Raw genomic sequence first — 15,868 nt, 5'->3', positions numbered from 1 at the left:
GAGGCCGTTATGGCTGAAGACGATGGTCTTTCCGAAGGACAAGATCGAAGCGCTGGCGTCCATCACCGCCATCGCTTCGCCGACCACCAGCTTTTGGCGGATGCGCTGGTTCATTCCTCCCATCACCGCGCACGGCAAAACGGTACGGCTTTCCAGAAGTTGGAATTCCTGGGCGACAGGGTTCTCAATCTGGCAGTCGCATCCGAGACAATCGAAACTTCGCCATGGCTTTCATCCGTCAAATTCGAAAAGCAGTACAAGCATTGTATCTCCAATTACCGTCTTAAATGTATCGCCCTGGATCTTGAGCTCGACAGCTTGATGAGCGTGGGAAACCACATCCACCCATCCCAGTACGCTCCAGACACCGACGTCGGCAGCTATCATGTGTTCGCCGACGCGGCCGAAGCCTTGATCGGCGCGCTCTATCGCGATGGCGGTATGGGCGCGGCCAAGGTCTTTCTGCGCATGCATTGGCAGGAATTCAAGAATCAGGACAGCCCTCTGCCCCGGCTGCCCGATCATGAGGAATTAATGGCTGCCTGGGCTGAATCGCAGGGCATAACGCGGGAGCGGTGGGCGGCCCTCCAATATATGAAATCGGAATTCCTGGGTGAAAGAATCATAGCATTTGCGTTGACCGACAAATTGATCGATCTTTTCCCCGCAGCATCCACCCCAGAGCTTCACGAAAAAATAAAACGCCTCACAAGCCCAGGCGCCATGAGTCAGATCGGGCTAAGGGTCAAGAGGATCGGCTCCGGCACGTATGATCCGGACGACCCTCTTATGGAAAAAATCGACGCCATCGCCGACGATCCCTCCAATACACAAAAATTTCTCGCAATGATGGCCGCGCAGCTTTACCGGAGCGATCCCGAAAAAGCCTACGCTTGCGTCCGCCGCATGTGGCAACCGATATTGAACAGCATAGCTCCCGCTGCACCCGAGATAACACGCCCCGCCGCTGACGCCTCGGCAAGCGCGGCAACGGCTCTCAAGCACCAGCCGACCTGACGCGTCTCTTGCGGAAGTGCGGTCGAACTCAATCTTCCGCCGCTTCATATTCAATCGACAGGATTTCGACGGCCTCTTCGCCCGCGGGGGTGCGGAACGTCGCCATATCGCCGACGCCGCGTTTCAGCAGGGCTTGCGCCACGGGAGAAATCCAGCTGATTTTTCCCGCCGCCAGATCGGCTTCGTCCATGCCGGTCAGCGTGACCGTGCGCTCCTCCCCGTTTTCGCGCGCATAGCTTACGGTCGCGCCGAAAAATACCCGGTCGCGGTTTTTCTGCATCCGGGGATCGACGACCTCGGCGCTCTCCAGCCTTTTGGTGAGATGCCGGACGCGCCGGTCGATCTCGCGCAGCCTTTTCTTGCCGTATATATAATCGCCGTTTTCCGAACGGTCGCCATTGCCCGCCGCCCATGAGACGATTTCGACGATCTTCGGACGTTCTTCGCGCAGCAGGATTCGCAATTCGTCCTGCATCGCCGCGAAGCCGCGCGGCGTCATGTAATTCTTGCGGCCGGCGGGAAGCGCGTCGGGCTCGTCAAGCTCCGCCGCATCGTCGCCCGCGTCGCTTTCTTTCGTGAAGGCTTTGCTCATTTTTCTGCACTCTGCGGGTGCGCCCGCGAGCTAACCCGTCTTGGCGATGTTCACCGCCTGGCTGCGGAAATCGTAATATTCCGGCTTCGGCTCCGGCTCGGAAACCGTCTTGGCATCGGGCTTGGCCTCGGATTTTGATTTAACCGGGGCGTCCGATTTTTCCGATACGGCATCGGCTTTGATTTTTTCTTCCAGCTTCAACTCGGACTGCTTCAGGGACGTTACGATATCGGCGTTTTTGCCCTCGGCCTTGGACTCATCCTTTGCGGCGGTCTCGATCCCAGTCTTCAAAGCGTCCTTCAAAGCTTCGCCGTCTTCGATGACGCTGGCGAGCGCCGCCGTGGCGCTGGCGATTTTTTCGTCCGTCTTTTCGCTCGGCGATTTTTGGTCCTCGATTGCTTTTCCGTCCGAAGCGCCATCCGGCGATTTCAGGCTTTCCGATGCGGCGGTTTGTCCGGCGGGAGGAACAGCCGTCCCGGCATTCTGAAGCTTTTCCGGCTGAGGCTTTTCAGGCTCGGATTTCGCTTCCGCCTGCGCCGGCTCCTCGACGATCTCGACCTCGACATATTCCAGGCGTTCCATTTCCTTGTCGGTGGGAATGATCGCCCTGCGGAATGCCGCCGCGCCCACGCGCCGCGCCCCCTGCAGCATCGGGGGCACCACGCCGGTCACTTCCACGCGTTGCAGATTGCCGAGCGTTTCCTCGATATGATCGATGAGCGTGAACAAGGTTTCCCGCATATTGGCGGCGTCGCCTCTTTGTCCCTGCCCTTCCGCGCGCGGCGCGTGATATTGCGCGTAATCGGAAAACTGGCCGTAGAGCGAGGTCAGCTTCCGCGCAAGATCGGCGCCGAGCAGGCCGATGCGCCCGACATGCGCCTGATAGACCGCCGAGCGCAGGCGCGGCCACATGGCCGCCATCTTGGCGCTCGCCGCCGCCGGATCGGAATCCTGGCCCATCATGTCCGCCCGCGTGGCGCAGATCGCCCTGGCGGCCATAAGCTCGCCGCGCAGCGCCGCCGCGAGAATCTGCCGTTCCTTGCGATACTCATAACGGCGCAGCGCGATCTGCCCCAGCGCGAACAAAATTATCGCCATGGCCGGAACCAGAGCGGCAAACCACATCAAGCTGATCATCATGTTCTGCTCCTGAGGCGAAACGGCGGCGTTGGCGGATATATACGAATCGGCGATGACTTCTTCTTCGGCGGCGGGAACATTCTTGTCCTTGCCGTCCTTGATATGAGAATCCTTGGCCTCTCTGGCGACATCTTTGCTTCCCTTGTCGGCGGCGTCATCTTTGCCGACTTTGTCGGACACATCATTTTTGCCGACTTTGTCGGCGGCGGCAACCTCGGACTTGGGCGGCGCGGCTGCCGGGACATTCGCGACCGAAGTTTTCGGCGTTTCGGCGGGCGGCTGGGCGGCGGATGCCGACGCAGTGGCGGCAGAAGCGGCCATAGCGGGCTTCTCGGCCTCGGCGGCCGGGGCTGGGGGCGCCCACATGCCTACCTTTTGCTCCTTGGCCTTGCTCTCGGCCGCCAGATAAGGGCCGGCGTAATCGGTCTGCTGCACCGTGCCCCGGGCAACGGTCGCTACGCCCTGCTGCAACAGGGAAAGGCCGATATCGCTGGTTTTGTCGGTGCCGCATATGGCGAGGTAAATGGAAATTCCGGTCGCGCTCCATCACTTGGCAGCTTACGCCGCCGCCGGCCATGCCGCGCTCCAGCGCCGCGCGGGCCTCGATGCCATAGGGCGCGCCGAACTGGGGCATGATGATGCCGAACAGCCGGACCTCGGTATCGCCGATTTTGATTCTTTCCGCATCGATGATTCTCGCGGTTCCGGTAACGACGCGGTTACCGCGGGCTTCCTCTTCGTCAAGCTTCTGCTGTAAAACCTTGATGCGCGGCGCGCTTTTCGGCAACGGCGCGTCATCGACGAAGGCAAAAGCAGGCGCGATCCAGAGTAACGCGACCGGCAAAAGCAGGATTTTACGAACGGCGTATTTCACGTTATGATCCCTATGGTTTTTTGCAAAATACGCGATTTTCCGGTGGCGAGCTATTAAAATCCTGTATCGCATCACCATATTAACCATGGCGGCATTTGCAGGATAAACCTATAAGGGCTGCATAAGCGCGGCCGCGCGACAGGTACCAGCAAGGATAGAAATATGCAGGCGAAAACACCCGTTACCGTTCTGACCGGCTATCTCGGCGCGGGGAAGACGACGCTCCTCAACCGCATCCTTTCTGAGCAGCACGGCAAGAAATACGCCGTCATCGTCAATGAGTTCGGGGAAATCGGCATCGACAACGATCTGATCGTCGACAGCGACGAGGAAATCTTCGAGATGAATAACGGCTGCGTCTGCTGCACCGTGCGCGGCGATTTGATCCGCGTTCTCGGCGGTCTGATGAAGCGTTCGCAGAAATTCGACGGCATTCTGCTGGAAACCACCGGTCTTGCCGCTCCCGCGCCCGTCGCACAAACCTTTTTCGCCGATCCGGACGTCGCCGCGCGCGCCGCGCTCGACAGCATCGTGGCGGTCGCCGACGCGCGCCATCTGCCGCTGCGGCTCAAGGACAGCCAGGAAGCGGAAGAGCAAATCGCCTTCGCCGACATCGTTTTGCTCAACAAGACCGATCTGGTGACGCCCGGCGAGCTCCAAGCCGTCGAAAGCGCGATCCGCAGGATCAACGCCTTTGCCAAGATCATCCGCACCGAACGGTGCCAGGTGCCGCTCGATCAAATTCTCGACCAGGGAAGCTTCGACCTCGAGCGCATTCTCGCCCGGATGCCGGAATTTCTCGAATCCGGCCATCATCATGATCACGATCACGTGCATGACGAACATTGCGGCCACGACCATGTGCATGACGAGCATTGTGCGCATGGCCATGTGCACGACGAACATTGCGGGCACGATCATCATCACGATCATGAGCACGACGCGAATCCGATCCATGACAGCAAGATCGCCAGTCTTTCCCTGAACGAAGACAAGCCGCTCGACGCGGCGAAGTTCGACGAATGGATGGGCGAGCTGCGCGCCTCCAAAGGGCCCGATCTTTTGCGCTATAAAGGCATCCTGCATTTCAAGGACAATCCCAACCGCATGGCGATGCAGGGCGTACATATGATGCTCGACGGCAGCCCGCTCGGGCCATGGCGCGAAGGCGAGAAAAAATCCAGCCGCATGGTCTTCATCGGCCGCGAACTCGACGAAGCCGCTCTGCGCAGCGGATTCGCGGGTTGCGCCGCATAGAAGCGGCTGCGCCACCGCCAATAAGCCGGGCCAATTCGTTCTTTTATTTTTCCGGTTTTCCGGCTAGGCTCGGCGCGGTCATTCCATATAAATCAAGGATATCTCCATGTCGAACCATATTGAAACTCCATCACTCTCTTCCGTTTCAAAAACATTAAAGAATGCGCTCTTTCGCGCTGCCGCAAAGAAGGCGGTACGTCCTCTAGCCGTCGTCGGGACCGTGGCGGCACTGGTTGGTTATGGCGCTTACCGCCATACCGAAAATGCGGATAATATCCGCCAGTTAAACAACCAGCCCGTTGAACGGCAAATAGCGGCTCTCGAAACCGGCCAGGCCACCAAGGTAACGTGCCGGTACGGCGACGGAAGCGAAGAGGTCATTCATGATTGGGATTCCGAATGCTTCGGAGGCCGCCTTAAGGGAACGATGATCGAGGGATTGCGGCGCGGCTTTTGCCATCTGGCGCCATAATCCGGTATTCGCGAACTCGGCCCCTGCGCCATGCATAATCCCCCCTCCGCTATAGCGCAGCAATGGAATCTCGGCGTCCGCGTCAACGCGCTGACGGCGAACGCCTCCGGCACGAGGCTTGCCGCCGCGCTGGGCGACGGCAGGCTTGCGCTTCTGGCGGCGGATGATGGGCCGCAGGAACCTTCATTGATCCATGCTCATGACGGCATCAGCCTGAGTCTCGCCGCCTGCGGCGATGATTTTATTTCCGGCGGCGACGACGGCAGCGTCGTGCGCGTCGGCAACGACAGCGAGCCGAAAAATCTCTTCCGGCAAAAAGGCAAATGGATCGACCATGCCGCCGCCGATCCCGATGGCGGCATTATCGCCGCGGCCTATGGAAAAAACATCCAGCTTCTCGACGGCGGCGGCCAGCCGCTCGGCGCACCGCTCTTGCATCCCGGCAGCATCGGCGGCATGGCGTTCAGCCCCAACGGCAAGCGCCTGGCGGCGAGTCACCTGAACGGCGTCAGTCTCTGGTGGACGAACGCCAAGGAACAAAAGCCGGTCGTCCTGCCCTGGAAAGGCTCGCATCTCGCGGTCGCCTGGCATCCCGACGGCAAAATTGTCATGACCGCGATGCAGGAAAGCGCGCTGCATGGCTGGCGGCTTGCCGACATGAATGAAATGCGAATGCAGGGCTATGCCGGAAAAATCAGCGCCATGCGTTTCTCGCCGCGCGGCAGATATCTGTTCACTTCGGGTGCGGCGCAGGCGATAGGCTGGCCGTTCTTCGGCGGCGGGCCATGGGGCAAAGCGCCGATCGCGATCGGCACGGATCGCGGCATGCTGGCCAGCGAGGTCGCGCCGCATCCGAAAGACGATATCGTCGCCATCGGCTCTCAGGACGGCATGATCGAGCTCGCGCCGACGGACGGACGCCCTGCCGTCATGATTCATCCCCCCGTCGCCGAACAAGGCAGCGCCGTCACCGGCCTTGCCTGGAACAGCGCGGGCACCTGCCTTTTCGCCGCGCTCGAAAGCGGCTATCTGATGCTGTTCACGATCGACAGCGTGGCGAACGCGGTGAAGCAATGAATTCTTCACGATCAATGGATAGATTGATATCCATGAAGCGATGCAGCGCCTCCATTACCGAACATCTGCTGCGCGGCGCGCTGGCCGCGGCGGCGATAGCGGGCGGGATTTACTGGTTCGACATGCTGTGGCCGTCGCTGCTGTTGTTTCCCGCCGCCATCATCCTGATGCGCGGCGGCCCCGGCTGCTGGATCGCGGGATTGATCGAAACCGTGCGGAACCGGGCGGCTTCGGAAACTGCCCGGGATGAAGCCATGCTTGACAACAAATAGCTCAAGCCTGCTTCGCCGCTTCTTCTTCCAGCAATAATTTCCGCGACAGTTTGCCGATCAGCGTCTTGGGCAGCGGCTTGTCTCGGAACTCGACATGCTTGGGCATTTCTATGGCCGAAATTTTATCCTTGAGGAAATCGAGCAGGTCGTCCCGGGTCAGGCTCCGCCCTTCGCGCAGCTTGATATAGGCCTTGACCGTCTGGCCGCGATAGGCGTCGGGAATTCCGGCGACGATGCATTCCTCGACGCAGTCATGCTGATAAATCGCCTCTTCGACATGGCGCGGGTAGACCTTGAATCCGCTGCAGCTGATCATATCCTTGATACGGTCGACGATATAGGTATAGCCCTCGTCATCCATATAACCGACATCGCCGGTATGCAGGCGCGGCCCATCCGGCGTCTGCTCCATCACCAGCGCGGTTTCTTCCTCGTTATGCCAATAATATGCCATCACCTGCGGCCCGCGAATGCATAGCTCGCCGCGCTCTCCCACCGGCAGCACGGTTTTGCGATCCTCCAGGCTGACGATTTCGACGATCGTGCCCGGCAGCGGTAACCCAATCGAGCCTTCCTTGTTTTCTCCCGCGATGGGGTTGGCGGTCGCGACGGGCGAGGTTTCGCTCAGCCCATAGCCTTCGACGAGAATGCAGCCGGTCAATTTCTCGAATTCGCGCTTGACCTCGACCGGCAGGCCCGCACCGCCGGAAATGCAGAAGCGGATCGAGGACAAATTATATTTGCCAAGGCCCTTAAGGCGGTTGATCGCGGTGTAGATCGTCGGCACGGCCGGGAATAAAGTAGGCCGCTTGCGATGGATGGTCTTGACCGCCTGCTGAAGCTCGAAGCGCGGCAGCATGATGATCTCGGCGCCGATGGCGATGCCGACATTCAGCACCGCGGTCAGCGCGAAGACATGGAAGAACGGCAGCACGGCCAGCATTTTTTCCTCGCCCAGCCGGAATCCGGGAAACCACAAGCATGATTGCCGCGTGTTGATCGTAAGATTGGCGTGGGTCAGCGCCGCCCCCTTGGGAATGCCGGTGGTGCCGCCGGTATATTGCAGCACCGCGAGATCGCGCCGCGGATCGATGGCGACCGGCGCGGGATGGCCGTTATTGGCGATCAATTGATGAAACGGGACATGCCGTTCGTCGCGAGGCACGTCCGCCACTTCCTTGCACTTGACGATGGGAAACAGCAGCGCCTTGAGCAGCGGCAGGATACCGGCCATGCGGCAGACGACAATGCGCTTGAGGCATGTGCGATCGAACATTTTCGCAAGCTTGCCATACATGATATCGAGATCGAGCGTGACCATGACGGCGCAGCCGCTGTCGTTGATCTGCTTTTCGATTTCGCGGTCGGCGTAAAGCGGGTTGAAATTGACGACCACGCCGCCGATCTTGAGAACCGCGAAATACATGATGACGTAATAGGGCGTGTTGGGCAGGAACAGCCCGACGCGAGCGCCCTTCTCCACGCCCAGCTTCTGCAATCCCGCCGCCGCGCGATCCACCAGCTTCGCCACCTCGGCATAACTATATTTTTTATCGAGAAAATCGAGGCAGGGCCGCGCGCCGTATTTCGCCGCCGCGTCGTCGAGCAGCCGCGTCACCGGCATCGGCTCCAGCGCCGCCGCCCAGTCGACGTCGGGCGGATATTTTGTGAGCCAGGGATAGGAAACCGGGGTCATACATTACCAAATCTTGGCGCCGTTCCCGAATACGGGTAACGCCGTTTTACGCCGCCTTCTTCATCGCCCGCAACTCGCGGCGCAGGCGAATGACCATGAATCCGACCCCGGCGATGCCGACGAACAGCAGTCCGCCGAAGCCGTAGAACAGCGCCGCGTCGCCGCCGAAGAAGCTCGCGCGCTTGATGCCATCATCGCCGCCCGCGTCGCCCAGCTTACCGGAACCGCCCGCGCCGCCGTCCATCTGCGCCTGCAGCATCGCTACCTGATGCCGCAGATTATCGTTCTCGGCCTTGAGTTCCTGGATCGCCTTGACCGTCACGGCGGTCATGTTGCCATAGGACAGGCCATATCGGCCGTCGCTGTTCTTGACGACGAGTTCGGGGATGACCGGCTCGACCTGCTGCGCGATGAAGCCGACCTGCTTGTCATGCGTGCCTTTCATCTCATAGGCGACCGGGTTGAGCTGCATCACGGTGTTCAGCCCGTACTGGATCGGCCGGACATTCTCTTTCAGGCGGGCGTCGGAAGCGTTGGTCCAGACCCCCGCCGCCGTCAGCAGCGCGCCGTTGCCGTTGGTCGAGTTGGTGCCGACGGTGATCGCCGCCCCCGTCGAAGTCGAGCCGAGGAAATTGATGACCGTCGATGAGGCGAAGCGCGCGACCTCGCTGCCGAGCGAAGCGATGGAGACCTGGCCGCTGCCGCCGCTGGTGACGCTGAACAGGCCGGTATTGGCCTCGCCGCTGCGCGACGGGCTGGTGGCGGAAGCCGATGCGCCGAGATTGCTGGAACCACCCCCGCCGCCGGAGACGTTATGCCATGTCCCGCCCGCGTCGGAATATTCCAGCCCGACATCGGCGGTCGTGGTGTTATAGCGGATCATGCCCGCGAGGCCGGTGGCGGGACGCTGCCCCGTCGTGCCGACCGGAACCCGCAGCGAATTCGTCGCCTGCACATCGAGCGCGATATCCGCGACCACCGACGTGACGCCGGATCCGACAACGACCTGCGATCCGGTGGTCGTGCTGCCGAAGATCATCCCACCAATATTCAGCCAGTTGCTCGTCCCGGCGGCGGGCGTATCCGTGCTGTTGCCGATCAGGATATTATTCTGGCCGGTCGTGACGTTATACCCGGCCTGGAAGCCGAGGGCGATATTATTCGCGCCGGTCGTAGTGCTATACATAGCGCGGTAACCGACGGCGAAATTATGGTCGCCCGACGCCAGATTGTTGAGCGCCTCTCGGCCAATGCCAACATTATCCGTTCCCGACATGCCGCCGCCGCTGCCCAGCATCGCATTCTGGCCGAGCGCGATGTTATTGGCGCCGGTAAAGTTGTTGTACATGGCGAGCTTGCCGAGCGCGACATTCCCGCTGCCCGTCGTCGTGCGGCTGAGCGCCGCATTGCCGACAGCGACATTGTATTCGCCCTCATCCACATCATGGAGAGCCTCGCGGCCGATGGCGACATTATTCCCTCCCGATATACCACCGCCGCTACCCACCATCGCCCCCTCGCCGAGCGCGACGTTAGCACTGCCGGTAAAATTATTGTACATGGCGAGATAACCGAGCGCCACGTTCCTGCTGCCTGTCGTCGTGCGGCTGAGCGCCGCGTTGCCGACAGCGACATTGTTTTCACCCTCGTCCACGTCATGGAGCGCCTCGCGGCCGATGGCGACATTATTCCCTCCCGATATGCCGGCGCCGCTGCCCAGCATCGCAGCCTCGCCGAGCGCGACGTTAGAGCTGCCGGTTAAGTTGTTGTACATGGCGAGCCTGCCGAGCGCGACGTTCCTGTTGCCCGTCGTGGTGTGGTTGAGCGCCCCAATACCGGCGGCGAAATTCTCTCCGCCCTCCGTCAAGTTTGCCAGCGTCTCATAACCGAGGCCAATATTATGCCCGCCCGATATATTATTGCCCATCACCGCTTTCTCGCCGATCCCGATATTATGATCGCCATTCACATTGTTGACCAGCGCCTCGGTGCCGATGCCGATATTCTTGTAGCCCGTTGTGGTATTGAGAAGCGCATGATAGCCGGCGGCGAAATTCTCGTTGCCCCCCGTCAAGTTTGCCAGCGTCTCATAGCCGAGGCCGATATTGGCGCCGCCCGATATATTATTGCCCATCACCGCGCGCTCGCCGAGTCCGATATTATGATCGCCATTCACATTATTGACCAGCGCGTCGACGCCGATGCCGATATTCTTGTAGCCCGTCGTCGTGTTCATCAGCGCATGATAGCCGACGGCGAAATTGTCGGAACCCTCTGTCACTTTATATAGTGTCTCGTAGCCGAGGCCGATATTGGCGCCGCCCGATATACCATCACCGCCGCCTGCCACCGCGCGCTCGCCGATCCCAATATTATGATCGCCATTCACGTTGCTGAACAGCGCGTCGGTGCCGATGCCGATATTCTTGTAGCCCGTCGTCGTATTGAGAAGCGCATGATAGCCAACGGCGAAATTCTCGTAGCCTTCCGTCAAGTTTGCCAGCGTCTCATAGCCGAGGCCGATATTGGCGTTGCCCGACATGCCGCCGACGTCACCCCGCACCGCGCGCTCGCCGAGCGCGATATTGCTATCGCCATTCACATTGAAGAGCAGTGCACCAGCGCCGACGGCGAAATTGTTACTGCCCTCTGTCAAATTCATCAAAGTCTGATAGCCGAGGCCGATATTATCGTCGCCCGACATGCCGCCGAGATCGCCTTGCAGCGCCTGAGGGCCGATACCGATATTTCTGTTCCCGGTGGTATTGTTACGGAGCGCATACCAGCCGATGCCGGTGTTATCATCGCCTGTCGAGTTCTGGAGCTGCGCTTGATTGCCGGCCGCAAAATTGCGGCTGCCCGTCGTAAGAGTGAAGAGCGGCTGATAGCCTATGCCGGTATTGTCGGTGCCGGTCGTGGTGCTGGTGAGCGCCTGATAACCCGCCGCGAAATTGTTGATGCCTGATGTCACCGCATTCAACGCGCCGTCGCCATATGCGAAGTTGGTGCTGGAAAGCCGCAGGATCTGCGTGCCGAGCGACGCCACGCTGACCTCGCCGCTGTTCGCGCTGTAAAGGCCCGTGCCCGCCTCGCCGCTGCGCTGCGGCGCGGTCGCGCTCGGACCGGTTCCCAGGTCCGCGCTCGGCGAACCGCCGCCGCTGGCGACATTATGCCACACGCCGCCCGCGTCGGAATATTCCAGCCCGACATCGGCGGTCGTGGTGTTGTAGCGGATCATGCCTGCGAGGCCGGTGCCGGGACGCTGCCCCGTCGTGCCAACCGGCACCCGCATCGAATTCGTCGTCTGCACGTCCAGAGCCACGCCCGCCGTGAACGACGCGATGCCGCTGCCGATAGCGATCTGCGGCGTCGCGGTCGCCGTCGCGCCGAAGATCACGCCGCCGATATTCAGCCAGTTGCTCGTTCCGGCAGCGGGCGTATCCACGTCATAGCCGATCAGGATATTCTTCTCGCCGGTCGTGATGCTATTGCCCGCCTGATAGCCGAGGGCGATGTTGTAGGTGCCGGTCGACAGATCGTGGAGAGAGCTATATCCAAGAGCCGTATTATAGGTGCCCGACATCCCGCCGCCGTCGCCCATCATCGCATTCTCGCCGAGCGCGATGTTAGAGCTTCCGGTTATGTTGTTATACATGGCCTGCGAGCCGAGCGCGACATTCATGCTGCCCGTCCATGTGCGTCTGAGCGCCGAATCGCCGAGAGCGATATTTTGCTCGCCCGATTCTATATCGTGGAGCGTCTGATAGCCGATGGCGACATTACCCGACCCCGATATGCCGTCGCCGCTGCCCCGCATCGCATTCTCGCCGAGCGCAACGTTAGAGTTGCCGGTTAGGTTATTATACATGGCGAGCGAACCGAGCGCGACATTCATGCTGCCCGTCCCTGTGCGCCATAGCGCCGAATTACCAAGAGCAATATTATCCGTGCCGACCAACAGATCATGGAGCGTCCCGCTACCGATGCCGATATTACTCGACCCCGATATGCCGTCGCCGCTGCCCCGCATTGCATTCTCGCCAAGCGCGACGTTAGAGCTTCCGGTCAAGTTATTATACATGGCCTGCGAGCCGAGCGCGACATTCATGCTGCCCGTCGTGGTGCGGTTGAGAGCCGCAAGACCGCCGGCGAAATTTCCGCTGCCCTCTGTCACGCTGTAGAGAGTCTGATAGCCGATGCCGACATTATCCGATCCTGACATGCCGTCGCCGTCTCCCCGCACCGCCTCTTGGCCAAGACCGATATTGTGATCGCCGTTCACATTATTGATAAGCGCCGACGAGCCGATGCCGATATTGTGTCCGCCCGTCGTGGTATCGTGCAGCGCGTTCTGGCCGAGAGCGATATTCTCGTCAGCCTGGTTGTTCCACAGCGAGTCATGGCCGAGAGCGATATTCTGGCTGCCCCCGTCGGCATTGAACATCGCGGTGTTGCCGAGGGCGATATTGTAGCCGCCGGTCACGTTACTCCGGAGCGCGGAACCGCCGATGCCGATATTGCCATCGCCCGTCGTAGTGTCGTGCAGAGCTTCTAGGCCGAAAGCGATATTGCCATTGCCCTGGTTGCTCCACAGCGAGTCATGGCCGAGGGCGATGTTATCCGATCCATCGGTGGCGCCGAACATCGCGGTCGTGCCGATCGCGACATTGCCCGAGCCGCTTTGGAAGCTCTTAAGCGCGCTAGCGCCAACTGCGACGTTGCCGATACTACCCGTCGTGCTGCTATACAGCGCCGCCTGGCCTACAGCAACGTTGTTGTCGCCGGTCAGGTTATTGTATAGCGCATCGGTGCCGAAGGCGCTGTTATAGCTGCCGGTGACGGTGGCGTTAAGCGCGCCTTTGCCCGCCGCCACATTTTGGCCGCCGGTCACCGCCGTCGCGCCGGTATTGCCGATGATCAGATTATCGCCAGCCTTAATCGTCAGCGCGTTCGCGCCGTTGATCAGGTACGCGCCGGTCGCGGTGGTAAGATTGAGTCCGCTGCCGTCGAAACGGGCCACTTCCGTGCCGAGCGAGGCGACGCTCACCTGCCCGCTGCCGCCCGACGTTACGCTGAACAGGCCGGTATTGGCCTCGCCGGTGCGGTTCGGGCTAGCGGCCGCAGCCGACGCGCCGAGCGTCGTGGTGACGCTGCTGCCCGACGTGTTGGCGAAGCTCTGCCATGTGGTGCCGTCGAAATACTCGACCACGCCCGCGCCGGTCTGCGTGTTGTAGCGGATCATGCCCGCCGCGCCGGTGCCGGGACGCTGCGCCGTGTTGCCGACCGGCGTGCGCATCGAGCTGGTGTTGCTGCCGAGATCAAGCGCGATGCCCGCGACCATCGAGGTGATGCCGCTGCCGATCGCCACCTGCGATCCCGTCAGCGTGCTGCCATAGATCATCCCGCCGATATTCAGCCAGTTGTTCGTTCCGGCGGCGGGGGTCGTCACGCCGGAACCGATCAGGACGTTGTTCGCGCCGGTCGTGATCGTATTGCCGGCCTGGTAACCGAACGTCGTATTATTCGCGCCGGTCGTGATCGCCTTGGACGCCTGATAGCCCACCGCCACGTTGCCCGTCGCCGTCGTCCGCGCCAGGCTCAGCGCATCCGTGCCGATGGCAACCAGCTGCGTCGGCGCGAACGCGCTCGCCGTCGATCCGATGGCGTTCACGCCGATGGCGACGTTGTCGGTGCCGGTCGTGATCGGCGCCAGCGCGCCCGAGCCGATGGCGATATTCTGCGCGCCGCTCGTCAGCGCCGCGCCCGCCGTGTAGCCCAGCGTCGTATTGTTCGCGCCGGTCGTAATCCCCGTCGAAGCGTTGTAGCCTATCGCCACGTTGCCCGTCGCCGTCGCGCGGGCGAGGCTCAAGGCGTTCGTGCCGACCGCCGTCAGGTTAAGCGGGGTAGCCGAGCTCGCCGGATTGATCGTGTTGTTGCCGATTGCCACGTTGCCCGAGCCGGTCGTCACCGTGGATAATGCCGTATAGCCTATCGCAATGTTGCCCGTCGCCGTTGTCAGCGCCGTGCCTGCCGTATAGCCGAGCGTGGTGTTGGCCTTGCCGGTCGATACGGCCTTCGATGCCTGATATCCGACCGCCGTATTGCCGGTCGCCGTGGTTTGCGCCAGATTTAACGCCTCGAAACCAACGGCAACGGTATTATCGAGACCGGTCGACGTATAGAGCGCCTTGACGCCGAATGCGACATTGCTGCTGCCCGTCAGATTGCTAGTCATCGCGACGGCGCCAAAGGCGCTGTTCTCGACACCGGTCGTCGTGTTGATAAGCGCCGTGCTGCCGAAGGCGCTGTTGCTATAGGCTGTCGTGGCATGACCGAGAGCCTGGGTGCCGACGGCCGTATTATAATTGCCGGTGGTGTTGGAGTATAATGGCGAATAATCGCCAGCAATATCCGGGCCGCCTATGGCGACGTTATAAACACCGGTAGTATTACTGCCGAGCGTCGCCTCGCCGACCGCGGTATTGCTGTAGCCGTTGGTGTTCGACCGCAATGACCAAGAGCCGACGGCGGTATTGTTGTCGCCCGTCGAGCTGGCGAGTGTCATATACCCGACGGCCGTGCTGCCTACCGCGGTTGTCACCGTGCTCAGCGCTTGGTAGCCTATGGCTACGTTGGTTTGCGCCGTCGTCATGGCCGTTCCGGCCTGATAGCCGAACGTGGTGTTGCCCGAGCCGGTGGTAATCGCCTTCGATGCCTGATAACCCACAGCCGTATTGCCCGTCGCCGTCGTCCGCGCCAGGCTCAAGGCATCCGCACCGATGGCGACCAACTGTGTCGGTGCGAACGCGCTCGCCGTCGAACCGATGGCGTTCCTGCCGATAGCTACGTTGTCCGTGCCGGTCGTGATCGGCGCCAGCGCGCCGCTGCCCAGCGCGACGTTGCCTGCGCCGCTCGTCAACGCTGCGCCCGCCGTGTAGCCGAGCGTGGTGTTGTTATTGCCGGTCGTGATCGCCGTCGAAGCATTGTACCCGACCGCCACGTTGCCCGTCGCCGTCGTGCGGGCGAGGCTCAGCGCATTCGTGCCAACCGCCGTCAGGTTAGTCGGGGCAAACGCGCTCGCCGTCGCGCCGATCGCGCCGGAACCGATCGCCACGTTGCCCGAGCCGGTCGTGACCGTCGCCATCGCGCCATAGCCCAGCGCCGTGTTGCCCGTTGCCGTCGTCAGGGCCGTGCCCGCCGTATAGCCAAGCGTGGTGTTAGCCGTCCCGGTCGATACCGCCGTCGAAGCCTGATACCCCACCGCCGTGTTGCCTACCGCCGTCGTCTGCGCCAACTTCAGCGCTTCGTAGCCGACGGCCACGGTGTCGGAGAGGCCAGTCGCCGTCGCCAGAGCGCCCGCGCCGATAGCAACAATATGGTTGCCATCGATGATATTCCCGGCCGCCTCGGAGCCTAATGCGCTGTTGTAGGCGCCGGTCGTGTTGCTGCCAAGCGCGGATTTGTAGAAGCC

General features: G+C 61.3%; 10 protein-coding genes (1 of these 10 cut by a window edge). 6 read left to right on the top strand and 4 right to left on the bottom strand.

Translation table 11 applies throughout. The annotated features are described in order from the left end of the window. The first annotated feature begins 9 nt into the window (after window positions 1-9). Complete coding sequence (locus WDO70_03280) at window positions 10-1,017, top strand: ribonuclease III domain-containing protein (GenBank protein ID MEJ0062232.1); 1,008 nt, start codon at window positions 10-12, stop codon at window positions 1,015-1,017. A gap of 28 nt (window positions 1,018-1,045) precedes the next feature. Here WDO70_03280 and greB read toward each other — a convergent pair whose 3' ends face one another. Both greB and WDO70_03270 read right to left on the bottom strand, forming a co-directional pair. Further along, entirely contained in the window at window positions 1,046-1,609 is a 564-nt protein-coding gene (gene greB / locus WDO70_03275) for a transcription elongation factor GreB (GenBank protein ID MEJ0062231.1), read from the bottom strand. A 30-nt stretch (window positions 1,610-1,639) separates the two neighbouring features. After that, a complete protein-coding gene (locus WDO70_03270; protein ID MEJ0062230.1) occupies window positions 1,640-3,262 on the bottom strand; it encodes a thermonuclease family protein in 1,623 nt (540 codons plus the stop codon). Between the two features lie 10 nt (window positions 3,263-3,272). Between WDO70_03270 and WDO70_03265 the strand changes: the two genes are divergently transcribed. The 5 genes from WDO70_03265 (at window position 3,273) to WDO70_03245 (ending at window position 6,701) form a co-directional block, all read left to right on the top strand. Continuing rightward, a complete protein-coding gene (locus WDO70_03265; protein ID MEJ0062229.1) occupies window positions 3,273-3,506 on the top strand; it encodes a hypothetical protein in 234 nt (77 codons plus the stop codon). A 279-nt stretch (window positions 3,507-3,785) separates the two neighbouring features. Then, window positions 3,786-4,880 (top strand): GTP-binding protein, encoded by a 1,095-nt coding sequence (locus tag WDO70_03260; GenBank protein ID MEJ0062228.1) that lies wholly within the window; start codon window positions 3,786-3,788, stop codon window positions 4,878-4,880. A gap of 220 nt (window positions 4,881-5,100) precedes the next feature. After that, window positions 5,101-5,352 carry a hypothetical protein gene (locus WDO70_03255; protein MEJ0062227.1) on the top strand — a complete coding sequence of 84 codons (252 nt, stop codon included), beginning with the start codon at window positions 5,101-5,103 and terminating at the stop codon, window positions 5,350-5,352. Window positions 5,353-5,382: 30 nt separating this feature from the next. Then, entirely contained in the window at window positions 5,383-6,429 is a 1,047-nt protein-coding gene (locus WDO70_03250; GenBank protein ID MEJ0062226.1) for a WD40 repeat domain-containing protein, read from the top strand. A gap of 32 nt (window positions 6,430-6,461) precedes the next feature. Next, the gene (locus WDO70_03245) at window positions 6,462-6,701 is read left to right on the top strand and encodes a hypothetical protein (protein MEJ0062225.1); all 240 of its coding nucleotides are present in this window, start codon (window positions 6,462-6,464) and stop codon (window positions 6,699-6,701) included. Between the two features lies 1 nt (window position 6,702). Here the strand turns inward: WDO70_03245 and WDO70_03240 are convergent, their stop codons facing one another. Both WDO70_03240 and WDO70_03235 read right to left on the bottom strand, forming a co-directional pair. Next, window positions 6,703-8,397, bottom strand: coding sequence for a long-chain fatty acid--CoA ligase (locus WDO70_03240; protein MEJ0062224.1), 1,695 nt, complete (start codon window positions 8,395-8,397; stop codon window positions 6,703-6,705). 46 nt (window positions 8,398-8,443) lie between these two features. Continuing rightward, window positions 8,444-15,868 carry the 3' portion of a tail fiber domain-containing protein gene (locus WDO70_03235; GenBank protein MEJ0062223.1) on the bottom strand. 21,951 nt of this gene lie beyond the right edge of the window, so the window shows 7,425 of its 29,376 coding nt (coding positions 21,952-29,376); its start codon lies off the right edge, out of view — the gene reads right to left on this strand; its stop codon occupies window positions 8,444-8,446.

This window comes from Alphaproteobacteria bacterium (assembly GCA_037200005.1).
Classification (GTDB): Bacteria; Pseudomonadota; Alphaproteobacteria; order UBA9219; family RFNS01; genus JBBCGY01.
This window is presented reverse-complemented; position numbering and strand designations above follow the sequence as displayed.

Coding starts and splice junctions, on each gene's coding strand:
- WDO70_03260 (MEJ0062228.1), top strand. CDS start 3,786: ATGCAGGCGAAAACACCCGTTACCGTTCTGACCGGCTATCTCGGCGCG.
- WDO70_03245 (MEJ0062225.1), top strand. CDS start 6,462: ATGAAGCGATGCAGCGCCTCCATTACCGAACATCTGCTGCGCGGCGCG.
- WDO70_03280 (MEJ0062232.1), top strand. CDS start 10: ATGGCTGAAGACGATGGTCTTTCCGAAGGACAAGATCGAAGCGCTGGC.
- WDO70_03240 (MEJ0062224.1), bottom strand. CDS start 8,397: ATGACCCCGGTTTCCTATCCCTGGCTCACAAAATATCCGCCCGACGTC.
- WDO70_03265 (MEJ0062229.1), top strand. CDS start 3,273: ATGGAAATTCCGGTCGCGCTCCATCACTTGGCAGCTTACGCCGCCGCC.
- WDO70_03250 (MEJ0062226.1), top strand. CDS start 5,383: ATGCATAATCCCCCCTCCGCTATAGCGCAGCAATGGAATCTCGGCGTC.
- greB (MEJ0062231.1), bottom strand. CDS start 1,609: ATGAGCAAAGCCTTCACGAAAGAAAGCGACGCGGGCGACGATGCGGCG.